The sequence below is a fragment of the Streptomyces sp. T028 genome (assembly GCF_048159505.1).
In the GTDB taxonomy this organism is placed as follows: domain Bacteria; phylum Actinomycetota; class Actinomycetes; order Streptomycetales; family Streptomycetaceae; genus Streptomyces.
The window spans coordinates 61162-84686 of record NZ_JBLRVZ010000003.1 but is presented as its reverse complement, the minus strand read 5'-3'; the positions used below and the strand labels follow the sequence as shown (position 1 = coordinate 84686).

Below are 23525 nucleotides of genomic sequence, written 5' to 3'. Positions count from 1 at the left end.
GCCACCCGGGGTGCGTGACCTGGTCCTCTCAGACGGTGCCGACGCGTCCGAGACGGCGGAAAGCGCCGTTCATCCGCTTCGGCCGACCGGAGTGGGGTCCGGACCTGGGCTCCGAATTACGCAAGAGAGTGCACCCGGTGCGCGGGTTTGACAAGGGTCAAGCGAGTATCGAGACATTCATGCGCGACTTTGCTTGAGTTTGGCGAGTTCGCGAGTATGGTCTGCCGCATGCTCCCTGACCGAAGACATCAGCTGATCCTGCGCTCGCTGCGCGCGGACGGGCCCACCTCGGTGGCCGTCCTGGCCGAGAGGGTCGGGGCGAGTCAGGCCACGATCCGCCGTGACCTCGCGCAACTGGAGGACGAGGGCCTGCTCAAACGGGTCTACGGCGGTGCCGCGCCCGTCGTGGGCGAGGACGATCCGTTCGCCGACGTGGCCGGCGTCCGGGTCGAGGCCAAGGACTCCCTGGCGGCCTGGTGCGCAAACCTCGTCAAGGACGGCGAGACCGTGCTGCTCGACATTGGCACCACGGCCCACCGGGTCGCCCGCCAGCTGCACGGCCGGTCCCTCACCGTGATCACCAGCAACCTGGCCGTGTACGAGGAGCTCCAGGACGACAAGGACGTCCAGCTGATCCTGCTCGGCGGGGTGGTCCGGCGCGACTACCGCTCCCTGGTCGGCTTCCTCACCGAGGACAACCTGCGGCAGGTCCACGCCGACCGGCTGTTCCTCGGGACCAGCGGGGTCCGCCCCGACGGGCAGGTCCTCGACACCACCGCCGTCGAGGTGCCCGTCAAACGGGCGATGATCGCCGCCAGCGCCCAGGTGGTCCTGGTCGCGGACGCCGGCAAGTTCCCCGGCACCGGGATGGCCCGGGTGTGCGGCCCCGAGGACCTCGACGTCGTGGTGACCAACGCGCCGGGCGACGGCAAGACCTGTGCACGGCTGCGCGAGGCGGGGGTCGAGGTGGTCGAGGTATGAGCACGGTGACTCACGTATGAACGGTGACTCACGTATGAACAAGGTGGTCGGCGTATGAGACTCACGATCCTGGGCGGCGGAGGCTTCCGCGTCCCGCTGGTCTACCGGGCGCTGCTGGGCGACCGCGGCGCGGGGCGCGTCACCGACGTGACCCTGTACGACCTGGACGCCTCCCGGCTGGCGATCATCCGCAAGGTCCTCGCCGACCAGGCGGCCGGCCACCCCGACCCGCCCACCGTCACCGTCACCACCGACCTGGACGAGGCGGTCACCGGGGCCGACTTCGTGTTCTCCGCCATCCGCGTCGGCGGACTGGCCGGCCGGGCCGCGGACGAGCGCATCGCCCTGGAGGAGGGCGTCCTCGGCCAGGAGACGGTCGGCGCCGGAGGCATCTCCTTCGGCCTGCGCACGGTCCCGGTCGCGGTCGCCATCGCCCGCCGGGTCGCCGCCCTCGCCCCCGACGCGTGGGTCATCAACTTCACCAACCCGGCCGGTCTGGTCACCGAGGCGATGACCGCGCACCTCGGCGACCGGGTGATCGGGATCTGCGACTCCCCGGTGGGCCTCGGCCGCCGGGTGGCCGGGGCGCTCGGCGTCGAACCCGCCCGCGTGCGCCTCGACTACGTCGGCCTCAACCACCTGGGCTGGCTGCGCGGCCTGTACGCCGAGGGCCGCGACCTGCTGCCGTCCCTGCTCGCGGACGAGGCCGCGCTGACCTCGTTCGAGGAGGGCAGACTGTTCGGCGCCGACCTGCTGCGCACCCTGGGCGCGCTGCCCAACGAGTATCTGCACTACTACTACTTCAGCCGCGAGTCGGTGCGCTCGGCACGGGCCGCCGAGCAGACGCGGGGCGCCTTCCTCCACTCCCAGCAGCAGCGCTTCTACGACGCTCTGGCCCCGTCGGCGTCCCCGTCCCCGTCCCCGGAGCAGTCCGTGCCCCGCGCCGCCTGGAACGCCTGGGACGCCACCCGGCTGGAGCGCGAGACCACGTACATGGCCGAGAACCGCGAGGCCGTCGGCATGGGCGAACGCGACTCCTGCGACCTGGAGTCCGGTGGCTACGAGCAGGTCGCCCTCGCCCTTATGCGTGCCATCGCGCTCGACGAACGGGCCACGCTCATCCTCAACGTCCGAGGCCGCGGGCGGGTCCCCGTGCTCGACGACGACGCCGTCATCGAGGTCCCCTGCCATGTCGACGCCAATGGCGCCCACCCCATCGCCGGGGCCCCGCTGCCCGACCACGGCACGGGTCTGGTGTGCTCGGTCAAGGCCGTCGAACGCGCGGTGATCCACGCCGCGACGGCCGGCGAGCGCGCCCACGCGGTGCGGGCGCTGACCATCCACCCGCTGATCGACTCCTACGCCGTCGCCAAGCGCCTGCTGGACGCCTACCAGCGGCACTTCCCGGAACTGGCCTATCTGGGCGGCTGACGGCACACGGCACGGGGCGGCCAGGGCCCGCCCCGACGCGGATGACGGGCGGGTCCTGGCCGCCGAGGTCGATTCTCGGGGGCGTGGCACCGTGTTCCCACGGGTGTGCGGACGGCGACCGTGGTGAACGGCGGCCACCCCGTGCGCTCGGCGCACACCCCGTACGAAGGTGCCTGCGCGAGGCGTGACGGCGCGCAAGGCGGGGAAGGCGCACCTCGAGGCAGGCCGGGCCCCGGCCCCCGGGTGATCAAGCACACCCCGCGGCGCGCGATACTTGGCCTTGGCTCATCGCCCTCGTCCACCGCTCACGAACCGGACTCATGCACATCTCCGCGACCGCCCCGCCCACCACCCCCGCCACGGTCTGGCTCGGCCGTGGCCGCCACACCGGTCCCACCGCCCCGGACGTGCTGCGCACCCACCTCCAGGCGCTCAAGGACAGCGAGAAGCTCCAGGACTTCCGGGAGCTTCCCGACAGCGAGAGCGCCGAGGGCGAATCCGCCTTCGAGGCCCGATGGCATGTACCCGACGACGTCACCGTGCGGGCCCGGCTGAGACTGTCGGAGTGGTCGGGCCGGGGCCAGGAGTGGACGCTGGTCGCCGAGGCGGAGCAGCCCTGGGACCCGCGGTGGCCGTCACCCGCCGAGATGTTCTGGCCGTGGGGAACGGACACCGCGTGGGGCCACGAGACCGTGACCGGTCTGCGCTTCCTCGACGCCAACCCGCTTCCGGCCGACGACAAGGATCTGCGTCGCACCCTCCGGGCGGCCCTGCGCGACACCTGGACCGTCGATGTCGTCGTCCACGAGGCGATGACGCCCGACGAGCGGGGTCGGCGTTCACTGGTCTCCCTGCTGCCGCCGGGCCTGCGCCACCGGGTGGTCGAGCACCGGGCGGCACCGCACCAGCTGCGGACCGTGAACTGGGCCCTGAAGGACTTCGGGGTCGAGGTGCCGCGCGGCGGTGCGCTGGTACTGCCGGGCAGCCCCGCGCCGGACGGGTACGGCGCCGGGTCCTTCTCGGTGCGCAGTGTGTTCCTGGACGGCTCGCATCCGACCGAGGTGCTGGACGCCGTACGGCGCTACGTCGCGCTGCCCGCGCCGCTGCCGGAGGGCGGCGACGCCGCGCTCACCCTGCTCAGGGAGAAGTGGCAGCTGCTGACCCTGGAGGAGGAACTCACCCGGGAACGCGAGCTGGTGGCCATGTACAAGGAGGCCCTGGAGGCGATGACCGAGTCCCGGGACCTGTACCGGGAGGCCGCCGAACAGGCCCACGAGGCGCTGGCCGCCTACCGTGAGGCGGCGGCCGAGGCCGGCATCGAGCCCCAGCGCCCGGCACCGGCGAAGAAGGGCGGCTCCCCATTCCAGCAGTGGGGCCGCACCCTGGAGCGCCTCAAGGAGACCACCAAGGGCCTGCGTCCGGCGTCGGCATCGGCGCCGGGATCCGCGCGGGAGGACCGGGTGGACACGGACGGGGAGACCGTCGACACCGTCGATTCCGACGGGCCCGAGGGCCGCTGATCCGGCGTCGCCGGGGCCTGTGCCGCCCTACTGTGAGGTAATCCCGCCGGAAAAGGGGAATTCGGGAACCGAAATCGGGGAAATCGACAACAAGGGCGGCACACCGCGCGACGGACCCGGAGGGGGGCCCATGGACACGACCACCACGCTCTTCATCGTCGCCGCGGTACTCGCCGCGGCCCTTCTCGCGTGCGCCGCCGCGGTGCTGGTCCGGCTTGTCCGGACCCGCCGGGACCTCAGACGCGCCGGCCTGCCCACCGGTCCGCGCTGGGTGTTCTGGGGCGCGGTCGTGTACTTGGTGCTACCGACCGACCTGTTGCCCGATCCGGTCTACCTCGATGACATCGGTGTCCTGCTGCTCGCGTTGCGCTCCCTGCGCCGTGTCCCCGACTCCTCGGTCACCCCAACTGACCGTATCTGAAGACGTTTTCACCCCCCGTTCGGCACATCTCCCCTGCTCCGCGCCCTGTTGGAACCCCGACTCGCCGATGATCACGGAGAGTAAGGAAACCAACCACCCGTTCGATTCGTATAAGTGACTGAAGGTCGCACCTAATGCAGCGGGCCCAAGTGACGTCGCACAGCGGCACCGCTTGATCGAGGCAGTACCGACGAGGGAGAGAACATGCAACCGTTCGCGCTCAACTACGCACGCCCTGCGGCGGAGTTGGAGTTCGCAACTCCGTACGCCTATGACCCCGGACTGCAGTTGAACGTACTCCTCGACGGCCGTGTCGCCGCTCGTGACCACGCCCTGCTCAGAGAACTGGGGACCACCACCTCCACCGCGGGGTCCAAGACCCACTTCGACGACTGAGCACGGGCCGCGCAAGATGACCGTGCTCATCCTGACCTGCGAAGAGGACGTCACGGCGGACATGGTGGTCGTCCACCTGAACGCCGCGGGCGTCCCGGTCGTCCGGCTCGACCCGGCCGATCTGACCAGCACCGTCGCCCTGTCGGGCGAGTTCGTCCACGGTGCGTTCCGAGGCCATCTGTCCTCGGCCGGCCGGCTGGTGAGCCTGGAGGGACTGCGGTCCGTGTGGGTGCGCCGGCCGGGCGCCGCGGCGGCCCGGGCGGCCCAGCCGTCCGAGTGGCTCACGGAAGAGGCCTCGCAGGCCCTCTACGGCATGCTCCGGGGCACCGGCGTGCGCTGGATGAACCATCCGGACGCGTCCCTGCGCGCCCGGCACAAGCCGTGGCAGCTGCGGCTGGCGCAGCGCAGCGGGCTGCCCGTGCCCGCGACCCTCATCACGACCTTCCCGCAGGCCGCGCGGGATTTCGCGGAGCGCTATCCGGACCTGGTGGTCAAGCCGGTGTCCGGGGCGCATCCGCAGGACCCGCCGCGTGCGGTGCCCACCACCCGGGTGCCGCCCGGCGCCGACTTCTCGGCCGTGGCCTACGGTCCGACCCTGCTGCAGCGCCGGATAGCCAAGCGGGCGGACATCCGGCTGACCGCGGTGGGTGAGCGGATCCTCGCCGCCCGCAAGGACACGGTCCCGGGCGCCGATCCGGACGTGGTGGACGTGCGGTACGCGCCCTCCACCACGCCGTGGCGGCCCGCCGACGTACCGGCCCGGCTCGCCGACGCCGTACGGACGTATCTGCGCGAGGCGGAACTGGCGTACGGTGCCTTCGACTTCGCGGAGGACGCCGACGGCACCTGGTGGTTCCTGGAGTGCAACCAGTCGGGGCAGTTCGGCTTCGTGGAGGTGGACACCGGTCAGCCGATCGCGCGCGCCATCGCGGAGTGGCTGGCCGGACCGTCCCCGCGGCCGGGCCCCCGGTCCGCCGACCGCTGCGGTTCGGCGGCCTCCTGAGCGAGCGCCGCGCGGCCGGGGCCCACGGGAGTCCCGGCCGCGCCCGGTTCACCGTTCAGACGGCGAGTGACAACCCCTTGCCGGTCGCTGCGGCCCGGGACTCGAGCAGTGCGTCCGCCGCGGCGAGCGCCTCCCGGACGTCCGACGTGCCCATCAGCACACAGAGCGTGTAGGTCACGTCACGCAGTTCCCGGGCCGTCTCCGGCCGCTCCTGCTCCGCCTGAGCGATCCTCAGCGTCGCGTACCGGGTCAGCAACGTCCTGGCTACCTTGGGGTCCGGAACGATCACGAGCGCCCCTCTCTACGGTTGTTGCGCTGCGTGTGCCCGGACCTGGGCGATTCATGCACACGAGGCACACACATCACCCTCCGGGGGCACGATCGCGCCACGCGGTTCGTGCCGTACGTAACGCGGGTGCGCACGCTGAGTCACGCGGGTCCCACGGCCCCGAGAGCAAACGCCGAGGAGGACACCCGGATGGACGAGGCGCCGGTACGGCGTGGACCTCGACGACCCGAAACCCGGCTTTCGTGCGGGTCTCCGAAGACGTAGGGCCCGTCCGGGGGTCAACCTGGAGGGGTCCCGCCCCTGATGCGAAGGAGACCTGGACGTGTCGTTCTCCACCGAGAAGGTCGCGCTCGCCCTTCGGCAGGCGGTCGCCGAGGGGCTGCTGGCGGAGGACCGGCCCGTGGCCGGCTTCCTCGACGTCCGGGGGGTGCGCGCAAGCGTCGCCGCGCTGCGGGAGGCGTTCGCGGGCGTGCCGGACGTGCTGCACGCCTTCGCGGCCAAGGCCTGCCCCCTGGTCCCGGTGCTGCGGCTGGTCGCCGACGCCGGTATGGGCTGTGAGGTGGCGAGCCCCGGTGAGCTGCGGCTGGCGCTGGACGCGGGCTTCGCGCCGGCCCGGATCGTGCTGGACTCCCCCGCCAAGACCCGCGGCGAGATCCGTGAGGCGCTGGAACTGGGGGTCGCGCTGAACGCCGACAACCTCGCCGAACTCGACCGGATCGACGCGCTGCGCCCCGACGACTGCCCCTCCGTCCTCGGGCTGCGGGTCAATCCGCAGGTGGGCAGCGGCACCATCGGCGCGATGAGCACCGCGACCGCCCACTCCAAGTTCGGTGTGGCCCTGTGCGACGCGGGAGCCCGCGAGCGGGTCGTCGAGGCGTTCGCGCGGCGCCCGTGGCTCACCCGGCTGCACGCGCACGTCGGCTCGCAGGGCTGTCCGCTGCCGCTGATCGCGCAGGGGCTCGCGGCACTGCACCGGCTCGCCCAGGAGATCGACGCGCGCGCAGGCCGCCGCCAGGTCACCGGCCTCGACCTGGGCGGCGGACTGCCGGTGAACTTCGCCGACGACCGTGTCACGCCCACCTACGCCGAGTACGTGGCCGCGCTCACCGCCGTGGAGCCTGCCCTGCTGGACGGCCGCTACCAGGTGGTGACCGAGTTCGGCCGCTCCCTGCTCGCCAAGAACGGCGTCACGGCCGCGCTCGTCGAGTACGTCAAGGAGGCGGGCGGCCGCCGGATCGCGCTCACCCACGCCGGCGCCCACGTGGCGACCCGGACGGTGCTCATGCCGGAGTCCTGGCCGCTGCGGGTCACCGCCTACGGCCCGGACGGCACACCCAAGCGGGGTCCGCTGGTGCCGTACGACATCGCCGGTCCGCTCTGCTTCGCCGGGGACGTCGTCGCGCACGAGCACCCGCTGCCCGAGCTGGCCGAGGGCGATCTGGTCGCCCTGCACGACACCGGGGCGTACTACTTCTCGGCGCACTGGGCCTACAACAGCCTGGCCCGGCCCGCCGTCCACGGGTGCCTCTTCGAGGACGACGGAGGCGTCGCCTTCGCCACGGTCCGCTCCGCCCAGTCGCCGCGCGAGATCTCCGAGGAGAACGGTCTCGCCCACGCGGACGCCCTCCTGACGGACTTCGCCGCACCCTCGCTGCGCTGAAGCCGCGCCGAACCGTGGGGTGTCCCCGGACCGGACCGGTGTGCGAAGCTCGCCGGTGTTCGGCGTGTCCTCGCACCTGCAGGGGAGATTCAGCGGCATGCGCATCGGTCTGCTCGGTACCGGCCCATGGGCCGGGATGGTCTACGGCCCGGTCCTCGCCTCGCACGAGGGCCTCGACTTCACCGGGGTGTGGGGCCGCCGCCCGGAGGCCGCCAAGGAACTGGCGGACCGTCACGGCACCCGCACCTACGAGGACGTCGACGCGCTTCTCGCGGATGTGGACGCGGTCGCGGTGGCGCTGCCGCCGGACGTGCAGGCGGAGCTGGCGGTCCGGGCCGCCCGGGCGGGCCGTCACCTCCTGCTGGACAAGCCGGTCGCCACGACCCCGGAACGGGCGCGCGCCGTGGTGGAGGCGGCCCAGGAGGCCGGGGTCGCCTCGGTGGTCTTCTTCACCACCCGGTACCTGACCGAGCCCGCCGACTGGATATCCGCGCGGGCGCAGACCGGGGGCTGGTTCACGGCGCACGCCCGGTGGCTGGGCTCGGTGTTCGCCGAGGACAGCGACAGCCCGTTCGCCACGCCCTGGCGGCGGGACAAGGGCGCCCTGTGGGACGTGGGCCCGCACGCCCTGTCGGTGCTGCTGCCGGTCCTCGGCGACGTCCGCCGGGTGACGGCGGCCGGACCCGGCCCGCGCGACACCGTCCACCTGGTGCTGGAGCACACCGGCGGCGCCTCCAGCACCGTGACGCTCAGTCTGACCGCCCCGCCCGCGGCGTCGGGGGCGGCCGTCGAGCTCTACGGCGACGGCGGGGTCGTACGCCTTCCCGAACCCACCGGCAGTGCCGCCGACGCCCTGTCCCGGGCCGCGGACGAACTGCTCGCCGCGGCCCGGGACGGGCGCGCGCACCCGTGCGACGCCGCCTTCGGGCTGCGGGTCACCGAGATCCTCGCCGACGCCGAGGCCCTGCTGGACCGAGGCGTCGGCAAGCCACGCTGATCAGCGCGGCTCAACTCGGTTCAGCTCGGTTCGAAGTTCGCCCGTTCCCGTACGACGGGGTAGCCCGCCTTCGTGAAGTGGGCGGCCATGGGGAAGTTGCCCTGGTCGGTGGCCGCGGCGATGAACTCCGCGCCCCGTTCGACGAGGTAGTGGGTGCACTCGGCGAGCAGGTCGTAGGCGTAGCCGTGGCCGCGGTGCTCGGGCAGGACGCCGATGAAGCCGACGCAGGGGCCGGAGGGGTTGTGGGCCGGGATGTGGATCCCGGCCAGGTCGCCCTGCGGGGTGCGGGCGACCTGCCACCATTCGCGCGGGGACGGGCACCAACGGAAGAAGTCCAGCTCCTCCTGGGCGGCCTGGTCCAGCCCGCCGTTCTCGATGGCCCTGCGGGCGTGGGCGTCGAGGGTGACCGAGTGGATGCGGCGCAGGGCGTCGAAGAACACCGCGTCGTCGGGTTCGGGGGCGAAGGTCAGCCGGCCGGGGCGCTCGGGCAGTCCGCACTGCGGGGTCCAGCGGTAGACGAAGCGCTCCACGAGCAGGGCCTGGCCGGCCGCCCGGGCTGCCGCGCAGCGGGCCTCGGCGGCGGCGCGCAGGGCCGGGTCCTCGCGCCAGCCGCCGGGCAGGACCAGTTCCAGGCCGACCTGCCAGGGTGCGGTGCGCAGGAGTTCGGCGCCCGCCTCCTCCTCGCCGTCGGCAAAGTCGAACCACTCGACGGTGAGCGGTTCGGTGTCGTCGGGCCCGCCCCACCAGGCGGCGCGGGCGACGACCCGCCCGTCGCGCAGGGCGACCCGCTTCCAGTGGGGCCGGTAGGTGGCGTTGCGGAAGGCCGCGGCGTTGTCCAGCGGGTCGGGCAGGGTGTCGAACAGATGGATGTCGCGCTCGTCGAGCGCGCGGATGACCAGATCGGTCACGGAAGTTCCTCCGGGATGCGAATGACGTGATGCGCTCCCGGGCGTCGGACGAGGGTCAGACGCGGCACGCCGGGAACACGGAACGGGAGCGCGGGATGCGTGAGAGCTTCATCGGCGCTCGCCTCCTTCCGTGGTGTCCGGGCGTGCGGTCACACATTAGAAGATCGTCTGACGGGACGTCCAACCCTTTTCCCGGCGTGCGCACGCCGGTGCCGCGCTGGGTGCGATCCCGCCGCCGGCGGTCCTGTCGTACCGCCCGGTGGCGACCGGTGTGCCGGGCACCTTGCTGACGGTGTCTTTCGTCGCCCTGCTGAGCGTGTTCGTGGCGTTCGTGCGCAGCCGCCGGGACATGCGGCTGGACGTCGAGCGCACGATCGCCGTCCGTGACGACGTCACGATGCTCGTTCTCGCGCCTTGGCGTGCGGACCGGTGAGGGTCTCCGCGTCTCCCTCGGCGTCGATGTGCGGCAGGATCCGGTCCAGCCAGTGCGGGGTCCACCAGGCCTTCTCCCCCAGCAGGGTCATGACGGCCGGCACCATGAGCAGCCGGACGACGGTGGCGTCGATCAGCACGCTGACGGCGAGGCCGAGGCCCAGCATCTTGACGACGATGTTGTCGCTGATGATGAACGCCGCGAACACGCTCACCATGATCAGGGCGGCGCAGGTGATGACCCGGGCGGTGATCTCCAGGGCGTGGGCGACGGAGTCCTTGGCGTCGCCGGTGCGCAGCCAGGCCTCGTGGACGCGGGAGAGCAGGAAGATCTCGTAGTCCATGCTGAGGCCGAAGATGATCGCGAACATCATCATCGGCACATAGCTCTCGATGGGCACGTCGCCGTTGACGCCCAGCGCGGGCCCGCCCCAGCCCCACTGGAAGACGGCGACGACCACGCCGTACGAGGCCGTGATGGACAGGACGTTGAGGACGGCGGCCTTGACCGCGACGAGGAGGCCGCGGAAGACGGCGAGGATGATCAGGAAGGCGAGGCCGACGACCACGCAGATGATCAGCGGGAGCCGGCTGGCGACGATGTCGAGGAAGTCGACCTGGGCGGCGGTGGTGCCGGTGACGTAGCCCTTGGCGTCGTAGCCGGAGACCGCGTCGGGCAGGGTCGTGTCCTTGAGCCGGTTCACCAGGTCGGTGGTGGTGGCGTCCTGCGGGGACTGGGTGGAGTAGACGGTGGCGATCATGACGTCGCCGTCCTGGGTGGTCGTCAGCGGGGTGACGGTGGCCGCGTCGGGCACGGCGTTCAGGGTGTTCTGGGCCTGGGTCTCGAGGGCGGAGCGCTGGTCGGAGGGGACGTCGGTCTGGTCGATGACGACGGTGAGGGGCCCGTTGGAGCCGGGTCCGAAGGCGTCGGTCATCAGGTCGTAGGCCCGCCGGTCGGTGAAGGAGGTCGGGTCGGCCCCGTCGCCGATGTGGCCGAGCTGGATGGAGAAGACGGGGATGGCGAGGATCGCGATCACGGCGAGGCCGGCGCCGAGGTACTCCCAGGGTCTGCGCTCGACGCGCTTGGCGTAGCGGTGCCAGGTGCCGTGCGGGGTGGCGCCCGGATCGGCGTCGGTCTCGGCGATGGGTCTGCGTACATGCCAGCGGTCGATGCCGTGGCCGATGAGCCCGAGCAGGGCGGGCACGAGGGTGAGGGCGCCGGCGACGGCGGAGACCACGGTGACGGCGGCGGCGAGGCCGAGTTTGCCGATGAAGGACACCCCGGACGCGTACAGGCCGGCCAGCGCGATGATCACGGTGGTACCGGAGACCAGGACGGCACGGCCGCTGGTGGCTGCGGCGTGTCCGGCGGCCTCGGCGGGATCGGCGCCGTTCATCAGGTTCTGCCGGTGCCGGGTGATCAGGAACAGGGCGTAGTCGATGCCGACGCCGAGGCCGATCATGGTGGCGAGGGTCGGTGAGACGGTCGCGAAGGTGAACGCGGCGGCCAGCAGCCCGAGGATGGCGAGTCCGCCGACGACCCCGATCAGTGCGGTGACCAGGGGCAGTCCGGCCGCGACGACACTGCCGAAGCCGATCAGCAGGACGACGATCGCGACCGCGAAGCCGATCGCCTCGCTGACCCGGTCGTCGGCCTTGGGGCGGTCCAGTTCGCCGAGCGAGCCGCCGTACTCGACGTCGGCGCCGGCCGCCCGCAGCGGCTGGACGGCCTGGTCGACGCCGTTCAGGTAGTCGACGCCGAGGGTGTTGGGCTGCTCGTCGAAGCGGACGGTGATGTAACCGGTCCTGCCGTCGCTCGACACCGGGCCGACCTTGGTCGGGGTCTGCGAGAGCGGGTTCTGCGCGGACAGCACATGGGGCAGCTTCTGCAGGTCGCCGACCGTGGTGGACATCTGCGAGCTCAGCGCGCTCAGGGGCTGGTCGTCGTGCAGGACGATCTGGGAGCTGTACCCGCCGGCCTGCGGGTCGTGCTCCTGGAGGACGTCGAGCCCCTTCTGGGACTGGGTGTCCGAGAGCTGGAAGTTGTCCTCGTAGGTACCGCCGACGGCGCGGTCGATCAGCTGGAGGGCTACCAGGGCCACCAGCCAGGCGATGATGACGATCAGGAAGTGACGGGCGCACCAGGCGCCGAGCCTGCGCAGTCCCCCGCGTCGCGGTTTCCCGGCGGTGGTGGGTGCCATGGGCTCATTACACGCCCGACTGATCTTCTCGGCATCTCGGGCGTCATGGCCATGAGGTGATCGGGATTGCAGGGTGCGCCGCAAGGATGAATGGTGTTAGTACATTCCTTCGGACGCGAGGAGCAGACACCATGCCGACGTCACAGTCAGGCGCCGCCCGGCCCACCCCGGACCGCGTCACCCCGGACAAGCTGCTCCACACGCGCACCGGCACCGAGGTGTCGCCGGAGGACATGGTCCTGGCAACGGGCCGCGACCTCACCCCGCGCAACCTCGAGTGGGCCCGCCGCAAGCTCGCCGAGGAGGGCCCGAGCGCGATCGAGAAGCTGCTGCCCTAGGCCCTTCCCCGCTCTTCGGCCTCTTTCGCCGCGGCACCCGTCGCTGTCACACTGCGGAGGGTGCCCGACTTCGACATGCTCGTCATCGGATCAGGTCCCGGCGGTCAGAAGGCCGCCATCGCCGCGGCCAAACTGGGCCGCCGAGTCGCCGTCGTCGACCGCCCCCACATGGTCGGCGGAGTCTCCCTCCACACCGGCACCATCCCCTCCAAGACCCTGCGCGAGGCGGTGCTGTACCTCACCGGTCTCACCCAGCGCGATCTGTACGGGCAGAGCTACCGGCTGAAGGAGGACATCACCGTCGCCGATCTGACCGCGCGCACCCAGCATGTGGTGGGCCGTGAGACCGACGTCATCCGCAGCCAGTTGTCCCGCAACCAGGTCTCGCTGTTCTCCGGCACGGGCCGGTTCGTCGACGACCACACCATCGCCCTGCGGGAGGTCACCGGCCAGGAGCGGACGATCGGCGCCGAGCACATCGTCATCGCCACCGGCACCCGGCCGGCGCGGCCGGACAGCGTGGAGTTCGACGGGCGGACCATCCTCGACTCCGACAACGTCCTGACGATCGAGCGGGTGCCGCGGTCCATGGTGATCGTGGGCGCCGGTGTGATCGGAATGGAAGACAACTAATCACTAGAACTCTTCCGAGGGCGCGAGGGGCGGCACGGCAGCCCCGCCAGGACGGAGGCTTCCGGTCCTCCGCCCGGCGGGGCTTGTCGCACTCCAGGAGCATGAGACCGGAATGACTGATTCAGGACCGTGTGTTCGGCATATGCCGATGCACTGCCAAACACACCCGGTGTGAACCCGGCGCATTTCCCCAGGCTGGAAGCGCCGGGCGCCTGAAAACCCGCCCCGCTAGGTTCTTCCGGTCCCCGGCAGGGCGGGCGCTTTCAGATACCAACCGACCTGTTCTGACAAACCATCAGAAAAAGCGTCAGGGCTGGTGCTGACATAGGACCATGATCAGTCCAATTTTGTCGAGTGCCCCGCGACAACCCGGACTGGATCATCGAGAGGCGTCGCGAGCTGGGCGAACGCATCGCCGACCTGCGAACCGTTGCTGGGTACACCCAGGACACCTTCGTCGAAGCGACCGGCCTGAGCCGGTCGACCCTCCAGCGCATCGAGCGCGGCGAAGGCGACCCCCGCTACAGCGAGCTCCTCACCATCGCTCACGTCCTCGGCCGTACGATCTCGATCCTCGAAGACTGACCGGCGCCCACACATGGCGAGACCCCGCCCATCCGCCACGGGGGGCAGCAGACGAGCGGGGCCGTAGGAGGGTCAGCTGCGGCGGCGCGGCGCAGGCGCGGGCTGTTGGCCCGTCTCACCGCATCGCGTGCAGCCGATCCGGATCTGCCCTCCGCCGGACACCAGCATCAGCCGCGCGCCGTAGCCGAGGCATCCTCGGCACCGCTTGGCGGCCTCGGCCGGCGCGGTGGAGCGCGCCGCCGTCAGTGTGTCGACGGCCGACTGGTACCGCGGGTCCGTCCATTCCTGCATGGTGTGCCTCCCCACTCGTGTCCGGCAGCGTAGGGGCGCCAGCCCCACAACGGCAGACGGTTCACCCGAACGTGTCAGTTCGAGCCGCCGTCCATGCAGTTGGCGCAGTTGCCGCCGGTGTGCTCGCAGTCGGCGGCCACGGAGATCGTCGTGTCGGTCGGCGCGAGCCACAGCATCTCGTCGACGCTGAACCCGGCTTCGCGGATCGCGTCCTTCGTGCGCTCCAGCTCGCCCGGGTTGTGGCGGGACGGGTCGGGCCGCTCCGGCACGTGGTGAACGAAGCCGCCCTCGGACCTGCACAGCCTCTGGTAGACGGTGGTGTGCAGGATCAGGGCGTGCCAGCCCTCGTCGACGATCCTCGACGGGCGCAGGCCGCGGCCCGGGAACGCGGCGCAGGTCGCGACGAACTTGATCGCCTCCTCCGTGATGCGTTCGGCGAGGGCCTGGTCCATGCCCTGATTGTTGTCGAGCACGGTGGCGGCGACGCCCGCGAAGGCCTCGGCCGGGATCAGGTCGCGCGCCTTCGTTGCGGCAGCGGCCTGGGGGGTGCTTGTCTGCATGCGTCCTCCCATTGCGGTTGGTGTGGACACCTCGGCGGGCTGTACTTGGTCGGTGCGCCCGCCGAGGCTTGTTCTCCCCGCCCCGGGAAGGGCGGGTGCTTGAGGGCCCGCGGCTACAGCAGGCGGGCGACGGCTTCCGGCAGGAACAGGTCGCGGGCGCGGTGTTCCGCCCACAGCTGGCCGGGGTCGCCGTCGTTGCGGGCGGCGTAGGCGGGGCAGCGGTCACAGTCGCGGGTGTGCGCGGCCGGAATCTGGTCGGGGTGGTCCTCGACGATGTGGCGGGCGACCGCGTGCAGCTCGGCCAGACAGCTGGTGTCGGCGGCGACCGTGTCGGCCACCTCCCGCAGCAGCCGCACGCACTCGCGGCACCCGAGCATGAAGGGCGCCGGGGGCGGAAGGGGCTGTGCGCCTACGGGATCCATCAGTTTCTCCTCCTGGGCCCGCCCCGCCGGACTCTTGCGGGAGATTCGACGGGGCGGGGGTTCCCGCCACGCGAGGCTTCCGTACCTTCGCGCGGCGGGGCTTGGGGTGCGACCCTGACCCTGCGGTCGCCGTGGGGGTGCGTCAGTTGGGTGTCCGCGCCAGCACCAGGGCGAGGACGGGAGCGGTCACAGCTGCTCGGGCGCCATCAGATGGCGGCCGGCCGCGATGAACCGGGCGACGGTCAGTGCCGCGCCGAGCATGGCCGCCGACTCCATCGGCACCGACCAGTACGACTCGAAGGCTCGCGGCTGCGTCCGCTCCAGGTCGGGAACGCCGAGACTGCATCCGCGCCCCAGCGCGTCCACGTCCGCCACTCGCCACTCCTCGACCGCTTGACGGTACGAAGTGGGGACACTCGCCGGCACGAGCACGTAGTAGCGCTTGTGGCGGGGGTCGCAGATGACGGGCGCGCCGCCGAGGGCGTCGTTGAGCACCGCGTCGATCTGGGCGGACGGAAGGGAGCGGGCGCCGGTCACGGAGAGGACGAGCTCTCCGGGAAGCCGGATCGCGGAGAACAGGGTGCCGAGCGGCAGGACGGCTACCCCGTGGTTCTGCCACTCGGCGCGGCCCTTCCGCGGGTCGGCCAGGGTGGACAGCAGCCAGTGCTCGGCGGCCAGCCGCCGGTCAGCGCCGGTGTGCACCAGCACGCCGGGCTCACTTTCGACGGGGCGTAGTGCTACGGGACCTTGCCGGGTTGTACGGTTCGCCATGTCGCCTGCTTCCTCAGGTCGGCCAAGCCCCGGGGCCGTTCGCGCGGTCGCCGGGGTCTGTCGGTTGGTGTCGGTCATGTCGGTTGCGCAGTCGCCATCCCTGCGGCCCGCAGCGCTGCGGCGAGGTGCAGGCTCAGGTCCTGGCCGTGCATCAGGGGAAGCGGCTGGTGGGTCTGCTCGTTCCAGGGCGGGGTGTCCCAGCGGACGCTGTGGCTGGGCGGCAGGGCCACCCAGCCGTTCGGCCCCGAACGTACGTCCAGAGCGGGGTGCGGTTCAGGGCCGAACAGGTATCGGGCCGTTGACGGCAGCACGAACAGGGCCGCGCGCTCCCCGTCCAGCAGGCACGGCACCGGCGCCACGCGGTCCAGGGAGGCCATCGCCGCCATCCCGTAGGACTTGGGCAGCACGATCACGTCGAAGGGCAGCGTCGGCGCGATCAGGGACGCGCCGGGGGACACCGCCAGTTCGGCAGTGAGCTGCGCGGCTGACGTGAGGGGTACCGTCCCGGGTCTCGGGTGCGCGCCCGGCGTCGGGCAGTCCTGTAGCGCGCCGCACGTGCAGCCGCCGCGCGGCCGGTACCGGTGGCCGACGGCGACGGGCCACCCGAGGATGCCGGCGTAGGCGTCGGCACAGGAGGCGGGATCACGGGTCTGGATCGGACCGTGCATAAAGTCCCTCGCGGTGATCACTTATTGACGTTCAGTGAGGCAATCCACGATGGACCGGGAAAAAGGACACGACCCTCAGAAATTCTGAGGGTCGTTTTGAGACGTCGTCAGCGGCCGTGCCTAGTGGACGAGTTCCATGTTCCTGATCAGCGACGACAGGGCCGATGCCTGCGAAGGAACGCCCTTCTGCGCCAAGTTCTGCACCAGAGCCCGAGCCATGGGATCCGCGTACGTGTAGTAAGGGGCTCCAGCCGCTGCCGACTTGAGGGTGACCACTGCGGCGGGGAGACGGCCCATCTTCTCGTAGGCGCGCGCCCTGTCGATCTCGTAGTGGGTCTGCCGCTCCTTGCTGGGGACCGACTTGATGTCGACGTTCTTCACCTTGGTCAGCCCCGTGTCCGGCTGCTGCACCTCGACACCCACTTCGGCGGCATGCACGCCGACCGTGCCACGGCCGAAGACCGTCTGCTGCTCCAGGTCATGCCAGCCGGGGCCGAGCCGGTTGGCGTCCTCGAGGGCCTCATCGATACGAGCCCACGCGTCATCGGCGCGGGAACCGCGGGCCGCAGCGACTGCGGCCCGCAGGTGCAGCGCCCCCCGCAGAGAGAGAACCTTCTGCTCGGGGTTGCGCGAGGTGGCCAGCGGCTCCAGGTCACGCAGGGCGGCATCGGCGACCGCCGTGGCCTCCGGCAGCGACGCCTGGTGCAGCAGAGCCCCGCACCGGTCCCACGCCACGGCCGCCTTCACGATCGGATCATCCAGCACCGTCGCCGCACCGGCAGCCACCTCAGCAGCCACCCACGCCAAGTCGGGATACCCGAGCTGGTTGAGGCACATGCGGGCGGTGCGGGCAGCATCCACCAGGAGCGTGAGGGCCTTCTCGCGGGCCGGACCGTCGTGCGTGAGGAGCGCCGTGTTGAGGTCCTCGATCAGGCCCGGCAGCACGGTGGCCACCTTCGGCAGATTCGCGGCCTGCCGAGCCTCGTTGGCCTTCGCTGTCCGGGTGGTGAGGTCCTCGGAGGCAAGAGGCGTGCCCTGCGGGGACAGGCCCGGGTGCCCGGACAGGATGAGACCGGCACGGCGCAGCCCGGTCCGCAGGGCAGGGATGTAGGCGTGGGCCAGGGAACCCCCGTCACGCTGAAGCCGGTACGGCTGACCGAGCAGCCACACGACATCCACGTCCGTGACGTCGGCGATGGCCGTAATGAGGGAGTAGCGATCCAGCGGCAGCCGCCCCGTCTCGACCTGCTGCACCCAATGCTCGGTGCGATCGAGGAATCCGGCCATCTCCAACTGCGTCAGCCCTGACGCGTTGCGTGCGATCCGCACGCGCGTACCGATGTGGTTGTCCGTTCCGTCGGGCATACTGAGCTCCGTTCTGACTCGACACCAGAACGGTACCCCGGAGCCTGACTCCAGGGGTGGGCTCTGCGGCCCCCGCTCCACGGTGGGGGCCGCTTTGCGTGGGCCCCGCAAGCACACTCTGCTCAGTACGGTGTCCCGGCCGACAACGGGGGGAACGTGCGGCCGGGACACCGGTACAGCGCCCTGCCTAGGGGGGCGGGGGCGCGCCCATCACCCCCGGGAGGTGGCGGCCCCTGAGGGGACACCGGTGAGGTGACGGGACGATCACAATGCGCCACGCTGGCCGGAATCCGCAATAGGTGGAACGCGAAAAAGATCCCCGCCGCCCGCAGAAGGCGGACGACGGGGGCTCGTGGTTGTTCAGCGGGTGACGATGAGGCCGATCACGCTCACCAGGAGAGCGCCGACGGTGGTCAGTGCGCCGAGGACCGGCAGCGGGAAGCGGCGGGCCTCCAACTGCTCCAGTTTGGCCCGCAGCTCACCGACGTCTTTCTCGACGTCTGCACGCAGCTGGCGCACGTCGGCGTCGGTGCGGGTGGTGCGTTCGACCAGGATGTTCAGGGTGCCCTTGATGTTCTCCAGCCCCGTGCTGATCTCCCCTCGCAGCTTCTCCAGCTCGACCGCAACGTTCGTCGTCGGGTCCGGGACCGGGGCGGTCACTCCCGGCTCGCCGTGTCGGTCCGCAGCCACGACGGCAGCAGGGCCTGGACGGCCGGGACGGCCATGACCCGGGTCACCCCGCCGGCCACGGCGAGCGCGCCCGCCACCCAGGGCAGCGTCTCGGGGATGCCTGCGGCCTCGACGATGACCGGGAGCAGCACGGCGATCCCGAGCGCGGTCTGGAGGACGGTGCGGGCGGTGCGTTTCGTGGAATCCTTGGCCATGGTCAGGCCCCCTTCTCCAGCGTGGCGACGCGCTTCTCCAGGGCCGTGAGGCGCTCCTCCACGGTCGGCGGCTTCGGGGCCGGGGTGGCGGGAGGCTTCAGCGTCCAGGCACCGGCCTTCGCCGCGAGGCATGTCTTGATGTAGGTCCGCAGGATGGGCATGGCGACCGCCGCGCCTCTGGGGTCGGACTTCCAGTCGGACCACTCCAGGTGCCCGATCACGGACTTCGCTGTCCACTTGTGGGCGCGGCAGATCGCCGCGGACGCCTTGACCATCGCCTGTACCTGGGCATCGGGCCAGGGGTCCTTGCCGTCTCCGAGATTGACGCACTCGAAGCCGTAGAAGTGGCTGTTGCCGTCCACGGCACCCGAAGAACCCTGGTGCTCGCGGGTGGTCGGCGGGCGGTCGCCGTAGTTCTCGGCGACTACCGCGGCGAGCACCTTCGGGTCGCCGCCGCCAGCGTGGTTGGCGCGCCCGTTGCCGACGAGCCACACGTGGCCCTTCTTGTCGATGACGCCGTGGCACAGCGGACCCGGGAGGTCGGAGCTGCCGTTGTAGCAGTAGTCCACGATGCCGCTGCTGACTCCGGCGGTGTGGTGCAGCATGACGCCGTTCAGCGGCCCCCAGGCGCCCTTGCTGTTGCGGTTATGGGTGCGCCACGAGCGCACCTCGTGCACGGTCAGGCCCTCCGCCTTGAGGGCCTTGACGATCTGGTCGGCGGTAAGCGGATTGGCCATCACACACGCTCCGGCCAGTGCCAGGTGCCGCCCTTGAGTGACGCCTCGATCCACCCGCACGCGCAGAACCGGAACGGGGACCCGTGCTGTTCCGCGTTCGGACAGTCCGGCTCGCCCGGCGTCTCTCCGCCCTCGTCGTACGAGCAGCCGCCCGCGGCGAGGGGGTGGAAGAACTGGCCGGTCGGGTTGAGTACGGCCAGGCCGACGCGCCCCAGGTCCGCCGGGTCGACCTCGGTGACGACGGCCGCGCGGCATGCGGGCGGGAACGCCTGGCTCCCGTCCTGGCGGACGGGCGTGCCGTGGCTGACGTAGTGCACGACCCGCCCCACGGACGGGGTCTGTTGAGACATGAGCCCTCCTCAGGGCATGAAAAATGCCCCGGCCGGTCGGCTCGGGGCGGGCGGTGGCACAGCTGGTCAGGTGAGGGGGATCCAGCGGCGGACGGTGAGGTGCCCGTAGTCCTGGTCGACGGTGACGGTGTCGCCGGACACGGCCGCGGTGGAGTGGGCGTCGGCGCGGAGCACGACGGTGATGCGGTGGCTGGTCGGCCAGTCCGCGGGGACCTGGTAGATCGTGTCGATCGCCAGGGGCATGTGGTGGCGGGGTGGGTCGACGTTGTCGCCGTCGATTGGCGAGATTCGCGTCCAGGGGCCGGAGCTGCCCAGGCCGCTGTCGACGTCGTACGCCCAGACGTGCCAGCCGATTCCGACGACGTAGCCGGTCTCGTTGGTGATGCGCGCCCAGGCCTCGATGTCGAGCAGGTCTCCGGCGTCGACGGGGACGACCTGCCGAAGCATCGTCCGGTAGGTGTCGCTCGCCTGGTCCACCGGGAGCGTGGTGGCGACGACTTGATCCGTGGCCGTGATGCCGGCCATGCCGAGCGACGGCGTACTGCCGGGGGTGGCCGCCTGGGTGCCGCAGCCCGCGAGGGCGAGCAGGAGCGCCACGCCGAAGGCACGAAGCTTGACCACCGCGCCTCCGCTACGTCTGATCGAGGAGGTCGGAGGCGACGATGAGCCGAATGAGGGCCTGCATCTGCCGGGTGAGGGCAGGCACTTGGGCGATGTGGTCGGCGTTGGTTGCCGTCCCTGCGGTGGCCGCGTCGAGGTAGGCCGCGTTGTTGGCGAGCGCCGTACGGGCCCGCTCCAGCAGCAGCGCTCGGTTCCTCTGCCTGGCCTCCTCGGCCAGGCGGCTGTCGGCGGCGGTGTTCTCCGCGTCGGTGAAGGGCCGCTCTTCGACCAGGATGCCGCTGTCGTAGCGGCGGTAAACGCGTGCGTCCAGGTCCCACTGCTCGAGGACGGATGCGTCCCGCCGTTCAACGGTGGCCATGGCGGATGCCTAGAAGTAGGTCGTGACGATGACCAGGCCTGCGCCTCCGTCGCCGCCGGCGAGCGCGCTGGACGCGTTGGATCCCGCGACCGCTCCCCCACCACCGCCGCCGAAGCCGACCGCGCTGGATCCGTTCAGGGCGCCGGTGTTGCCCGCGAGGCCCCGCGCACCCCCACCCAGGACGGCGGTGCCCCCAGCCCCGGACACCGAGTTCGTGGCCGCGATCTTCAGGCCGCACCCGCCGCCGGACCCTTGGACGGCGATGTCGCCGGTGATGGTCTGGGTGCCCTGCGCGCCGCTGACGCCGCTGGTGCCGCCGCTGGCAGCGCTGGCGCCCCCACCCGTACCGCCCGTCGCCGAGACGGTCGCACCGAAGGAAGAGGTTCCGCCGGTGTTTCCGTTGGAGGCGGAGACGCCGGTCCCGGCCGCGCCGACGGTCACCGCGACGGTGGCGCCGAGCGAGGACGCTGCGATGAAGCTCTCCGCGTAGCCGCCCGCCTGGGCGCCCGCGCCGACGGCCGTCTCGCTGGCGGTGGTGGCCGGGCATCCTCCGCCGCCACCGCCGCCCGCCTGCACCTGCACCCTCACCCATTTGGCGTTGGCGGGTTTCGTCCACGTGCCGGAGGCCGTGAAGATCTGCCGGTTCGCGGCGGTCAACTGCGGGTCGATGGACTCAGCCATCGCCTGCCAGTGCTCCCACGTCCTGGTGTGGTCCGTGCTCTCTGGGTAGACGATGCCGTGGGTGGTCTGCTGGGTCACGACGCCTCGCTTTCGCGCACACGCGGGAGGCCCGCGCGAGGCGGGCCGGACGGATGGAGGGGCATCAGCTGGAGCGGCGCCAGTTGATCGTCAGCGTCCACGCGACAGACCAGGAGCCGCGCCCCGCCATCCGGATGTACGGGCTGTCGCTGTTGACGTTGATGGCGAGACCTCCGCGTGTGCCGTCGACCATGGCCTGGGCCCAGCTGTTGGGGATCACGAAGGCGCTGGCTGTCGCGTTGACCGCCAGGGAAGGACCGCTGGTGGACTCGTTGAGGGTGGGTGCGCCGGACGGCCGGGTGGACTGTGAGACCAGGCGCAGGGTGGCGGTGCGTGCGGCGAAGTCACCGCCGGACAGGCGTCGTGCCTTCAGCGTCGCCTTGGTGACGGTGGCTCCGGAAATGCTGCGCGGCTTGCTGCCGTAGAAGGCGCAGCCCGTCATCCTGCCGAAGCTGGATCCGGCGTAGCGGCCCTGGTAGGTGTCGAAGCTGTTGACCGGGTCGCCGTCGCTGCGCCAGGAAGTGCCGCGGTAGGTGGCCGTGGCGACGGGCGGGCAGGTGAGGGTGCCTGTGGTGATGGTCGGCTTCGGTGTGGGCGCCGGGTCACCCGTGTCGGGAGCGTCCTCGGGGGGAGGTGGTGGTGTCGGCGGCACGGCGGGGGCCGCCGACACGACGTTGGTGGCGATGTAGGCCGAGCCGACGCGGTGGATGAGCAGCATGTCGCCGACGGCGACGGTCAGGCCGGACACGACCCGGACCGTGGTGTCGATGCCGGCGACGGTGGCGGTGCAGGCGCCGCTGGACACGGTGGAGGCGGCATAGCCGATCAGCGGGCCGCCTTGGGCGAGGGATGCCTTGAAGTCGCTCAGGTCAGGCATTGAGCGTCCTCACGGTGAGCTGCATCTCGCCCGGCGCGTACGGCAGTGACTGCTTTTCGATCACGCAGGGCTGTGCGGTCAGGCCGGCTCCGGTCACGGAGACGACGTCGCCGGGTACGAGGCCCGGGTGCGGCACCATCCTTACGGTGAGCATGCGTGATGCCGAGCGGCGCAGACGGGCCAGTGTGGTCTGCGCGGCTGTGCGGCACTGCGCAACCGTGGTCAGCAGGGGCGACTCGAACAGGTAGGGCACGGGCAGCGGGGAGAACGGCCCGCCGTACCAGTAGGGGCTGGCGGTGTCGAGGTCGTAGGCGACGCCTTGGATCTGGTTGCCGTCTGCGTCCTCGCCGCGGGCTACGACCGCGTTGAAGGCGCCGTCCCGGCTGGAGTTGCCGAGCCAGCGCACCACGGTGCCGCCGGTGCCGTCGGTGAGGGACAGCACGGGGGTTCCTGAGTCCACGAGGGGTTCGATCAGCAGGTAGCCGTCTTCGGTGACGCGGGGTACGGCGGGCCACGCGTCGAGGACTTCATTGAGGGCGGCGAGCCGGTCGGAGTCCCACTGCATGCCGACGGGCACCGACCGGTCGACGAGTGTCCCGTCGAAGGCGACCGTCAGGGCGGGCTCGACGAGAGCACGCACGGTGCTGACCAGCGTTCCGGACGGCTGGAACGGGGCCACGAACTTGGCTTCGTCGACGAGGCTGAGCAGCCCCTCGCAACTGACGCTGACGGAGTCGTCGTCCGGTTCGGTGTTGCTGACGAGGAACCAGCCGCGGTCGATCCACTCGAAGGCGTCGCCGATGTCGACGCCGTAGGAGATGTGCAGCTGCTGCCCGTACGAGGCGAGGGGATGGTCCGTGGCGGCGCCGGGATCCCAGTCGACGCCGCGGTCGCGGCGCGGCACGGTCAGCTTGACCTGCTCCGGCACGGTCAGGCTCCGGTCTCGGTCCTCGCCTCCTGTGTCCACCGGCACGTCGTCGGCGAGGAGTTCGCCGTCACGCCAGGATTCGACGCGCACGCGCATGGTGTGGGAGCGCTGTACGGCTGCGAGAGCGAGGGCGGACATC

The 23525-nt window shown here is 71.4% G+C and carries 28 protein-coding genes and 2 pseudogenes; 12 read left to right on the top strand and 18 right to left on the bottom strand.

Translation table 11 applies throughout. The annotated features are described in order from the left end of the window. Positions 1-228 precede the first annotated feature (228 nt). From ACLZN2_RS03020 to tgmB, 6 genes are all read left to right on the top strand, one after another. Positions 229-981, top strand: a complete 753-nt coding sequence (locus ACLZN2_RS03020; protein ID WP_416976751.1) for a DeoR/GlpR family DNA-binding transcription regulator — start codon at positions 229-231, stop codon at positions 979-981. A gap of 54 nt (positions 982-1035) precedes the next feature. Then, positions 1036-2412: a 6-phospho-beta-glucosidase gene (locus ACLZN2_RS03015; RefSeq protein WP_416976750.1), complete on the top strand. Its 1377-nt coding sequence runs from the start codon at positions 1036-1038 to the stop codon at positions 2410-2412. A 320-nt stretch (positions 2413-2732) separates the two neighbouring features. Then, complete coding sequence (locus ACLZN2_RS03010; RefSeq protein ID WP_416976749.1) at positions 2733-3932, top strand: hypothetical protein; 1200 nt, start codon at positions 2733-2735, stop codon at positions 3930-3932. Positions 3933-4062: 130 nt separating this feature from the next. Beyond that, the gene (locus tag ACLZN2_RS03005) at positions 4063-4353 is read left to right on the top strand and encodes a DUF1232 domain-containing protein (protein WP_416976748.1); all 291 of its coding nucleotides are present in this window, start codon (positions 4063-4065) and stop codon (positions 4351-4353) included. Between the two features lie 204 nt (positions 4354-4557). Next, complete coding sequence (tgmA, locus tag ACLZN2_RS03000) at positions 4558-4749, top strand: putative ATP-grasp-modified RiPP (protein ID WP_055632657.1); 192 nt, start codon at positions 4558-4560, stop codon at positions 4747-4749. A gap of 16 nt (positions 4750-4765) precedes the next feature. Beyond that, a complete protein-coding gene (tgmB, locus tag ACLZN2_RS02995; protein WP_416976747.1) occupies positions 4766-5752 on the top strand; it encodes an ATP-grasp ribosomal peptide maturase in 987 nt (328 codons plus the stop codon). Between the two features lie 55 nt (positions 5753-5807). On the opposite strand, the gene ACLZN2_RS02990 is transcribed toward tgmB, so the two are convergent. After that, a complete protein-coding gene (locus ACLZN2_RS02990; protein WP_416976746.1) occupies positions 5808-6041 on the bottom strand; it encodes a DUF5133 domain-containing protein in 234 nt (77 codons plus the stop codon). 322 nt (positions 6042-6363) lie between these two features. Here ACLZN2_RS02990 and ACLZN2_RS02985 point away from each other — a divergent pair, with 322 nt between their 5' ends. After that, the gene (locus ACLZN2_RS02985; RefSeq protein WP_416976745.1) at positions 6364-7701 is read left to right on the top strand and encodes a diaminopimelate decarboxylase; all 1338 of its coding nucleotides are present in this window, start codon (positions 6364-6366) and stop codon (positions 7699-7701) included. A gap of 97 nt (positions 7702-7798) precedes the next feature. Then, positions 7799-8698, top strand: a complete 900-nt coding sequence (locus tag ACLZN2_RS02980; protein ID WP_416976744.1) for a Gfo/Idh/MocA family protein — start codon at positions 7799-7801, stop codon at positions 8696-8698. Between the two features lie 20 nt (positions 8699-8718). Here the strand turns inward: ACLZN2_RS02980 and ACLZN2_RS02975 are convergent, their stop codons facing one another. Then, positions 8719-9606 carry a GNAT family N-acetyltransferase gene (locus tag ACLZN2_RS02975; RefSeq protein WP_416976743.1) on the bottom strand — a complete coding sequence of 296 codons (888 nt, stop codon included), beginning with the start codon at positions 9604-9606 and terminating at the stop codon, positions 8719-8721. A 208-nt stretch (positions 9607-9814) separates the two neighbouring features. Here ACLZN2_RS02975 and ACLZN2_RS02970 point away from each other — a divergent pair. Continuing rightward, positions 9815-9985: pseudogene (locus ACLZN2_RS02970) on the top strand (serine/threonine-protein phosphatase); the annotation flags it as partial. 13 nt (positions 9986-9998) lie between these two features. On the opposite strand, the gene ACLZN2_RS02965 reads toward ACLZN2_RS02970, so the two are convergent. Further along, positions 9999-12239, bottom strand: a complete 2241-nt coding sequence (locus ACLZN2_RS02965) for an MMPL family transporter (RefSeq protein WP_416976742.1) — start codon at positions 12237-12239, stop codon at positions 9999-10001. A gap of 131 nt (positions 12240-12370) precedes the next feature. Here ACLZN2_RS02965 and ACLZN2_RS02960 point away from each other — a divergent pair, with 131 nt between their 5' ends. From ACLZN2_RS02960 to ACLZN2_RS02950, 3 genes and pseudogenes are all read left to right on the top strand, one after another. Next, positions 12371-12577 carry a hypothetical protein gene (locus tag ACLZN2_RS02960; protein WP_416976741.1) on the top strand — a complete coding sequence of 69 codons (207 nt, stop codon included), beginning with the start codon at positions 12371-12373 and terminating at the stop codon, positions 12575-12577. 60 nt (positions 12578-12637) lie between these two features. Then, positions 12638-13201 (top strand): annotated as a pseudogene (locus ACLZN2_RS02955) (FAD-dependent oxidoreductase); the annotation flags it as partial. 363 nt (positions 13202-13564) lie between these two features. Next, positions 13565-13795, top strand: a complete 231-nt coding sequence (locus ACLZN2_RS02950; protein ID WP_416976740.1) for a helix-turn-helix domain-containing protein — start codon at positions 13565-13567, stop codon at positions 13793-13795. A gap of 72 nt (positions 13796-13867) precedes the next feature. Here the strand turns inward: ACLZN2_RS02950 and ACLZN2_RS02945 are convergent, their stop codons facing one another. The 15 genes from ACLZN2_RS02945 to ACLZN2_RS02875 form a co-directional block, all read right to left on the bottom strand. Continuing rightward, positions 13868-14086 (bottom strand): hypothetical protein, encoded by a 219-nt coding sequence (locus ACLZN2_RS02945; protein WP_416976739.1) that lies wholly within the window; start codon positions 14084-14086, stop codon positions 13868-13870. Positions 14087-14160: 74 nt separating this feature from the next. Next, positions 14161-14646, bottom strand: coding sequence for a glycine-rich domain-containing protein (locus ACLZN2_RS02940; RefSeq protein ID WP_416976738.1), 486 nt, complete (start codon positions 14644-14646; stop codon positions 14161-14163). A 113-nt stretch (positions 14647-14759) separates the two neighbouring features. Next, positions 14760-15068 (bottom strand): hypothetical protein, encoded by a 309-nt coding sequence (locus ACLZN2_RS02935; protein WP_416976737.1) that lies wholly within the window; start codon positions 15066-15068, stop codon positions 14760-14762. 186 nt (positions 15069-15254) lie between these two features. Next, a complete protein-coding gene (locus tag ACLZN2_RS02930; protein ID WP_416976736.1) occupies positions 15255-15776 on the bottom strand; it encodes a hypothetical protein in 522 nt (173 codons plus the stop codon). 137 nt (positions 15777-15913) lie between these two features. Further along, positions 15914-16507 (bottom strand): hypothetical protein, encoded by a 594-nt coding sequence (locus ACLZN2_RS02925; protein WP_416976735.1) that lies wholly within the window; start codon positions 16505-16507, stop codon positions 15914-15916. Between the two features lie 120 nt (positions 16508-16627). Then, positions 16628-17872 carry a helix-turn-helix domain-containing protein gene (locus ACLZN2_RS02920; protein WP_416976734.1) on the bottom strand — a complete coding sequence of 415 codons (1245 nt, stop codon included), beginning with the start codon at positions 17870-17872 and terminating at the stop codon, positions 16628-16630. A gap of 360 nt (positions 17873-18232) precedes the next feature. Further along, complete coding sequence (locus ACLZN2_RS02915; RefSeq protein ID WP_416976733.1) at positions 18233-18562, bottom strand: hypothetical protein; 330 nt, start codon at positions 18560-18562, stop codon at positions 18233-18235. Next, on the bottom strand, positions 18529-18756 hold the full coding sequence (locus tag ACLZN2_RS02910) for a hypothetical protein (protein ID WP_416976732.1): 228 nt from the start codon (positions 18754-18756) through the stop codon (positions 18529-18531). Before ACLZN2_RS02910 ends, ACLZN2_RS02915 begins: the two co-directional genes overlap by 34 nt. 2 nt (positions 18757-18758) lie before the next feature. Continuing rightward, the gene (locus tag ACLZN2_RS02905; protein WP_416976731.1) at positions 18759-19493 is read right to left on the bottom strand and encodes an N-acetylmuramoyl-L-alanine amidase; all 735 of its coding nucleotides are present in this window, start codon (positions 19491-19493) and stop codon (positions 18759-18761) included. Next, positions 19493-19843: a hypothetical protein gene (locus ACLZN2_RS02900; protein WP_416976730.1), complete on the bottom strand. Its 351-nt coding sequence runs from the start codon at positions 19841-19843 to the stop codon at positions 19493-19495. Before ACLZN2_RS02900 ends, ACLZN2_RS02905 begins: the two co-directional genes overlap by 1 nt. Before the next feature lie 66 nt (positions 19844-19909). Then, positions 19910-20464, bottom strand: coding sequence for a hypothetical protein (locus ACLZN2_RS02895; protein ID WP_416976729.1), 555 nt, complete (start codon positions 20462-20464; stop codon positions 19910-19912). 10 nt (positions 20465-20474) lie between these two features. Continuing rightward, positions 20475-20822, bottom strand: a complete 348-nt coding sequence (locus ACLZN2_RS02890; protein ID WP_416976728.1) for a hypothetical protein — start codon at positions 20820-20822, stop codon at positions 20475-20477. A gap of 9 nt (positions 20823-20831) precedes the next feature. Continuing rightward, positions 20832-21581 carry a hypothetical protein gene (locus ACLZN2_RS02885; RefSeq protein WP_416976727.1) on the bottom strand — a complete coding sequence of 250 codons (750 nt, stop codon included), beginning with the start codon at positions 21579-21581 and terminating at the stop codon, positions 20832-20834. Between the two features lie 64 nt (positions 21582-21645). After that, positions 21646-22458: a hypothetical protein gene (locus ACLZN2_RS02880; RefSeq protein WP_416976726.1), complete on the bottom strand. Its 813-nt coding sequence runs from the start codon at positions 22456-22458 to the stop codon at positions 21646-21648. After that, positions 22451-23524, bottom strand: a complete 1074-nt coding sequence (locus tag ACLZN2_RS02875) for a DUF5047 domain-containing protein (RefSeq protein WP_416976725.1) — start codon at positions 23522-23524, stop codon at positions 22451-22453. Before ACLZN2_RS02875 ends, ACLZN2_RS02880 begins: the two co-directional genes overlap by 8 nt. Position 23525: the final 1 nt, after the last annotated feature.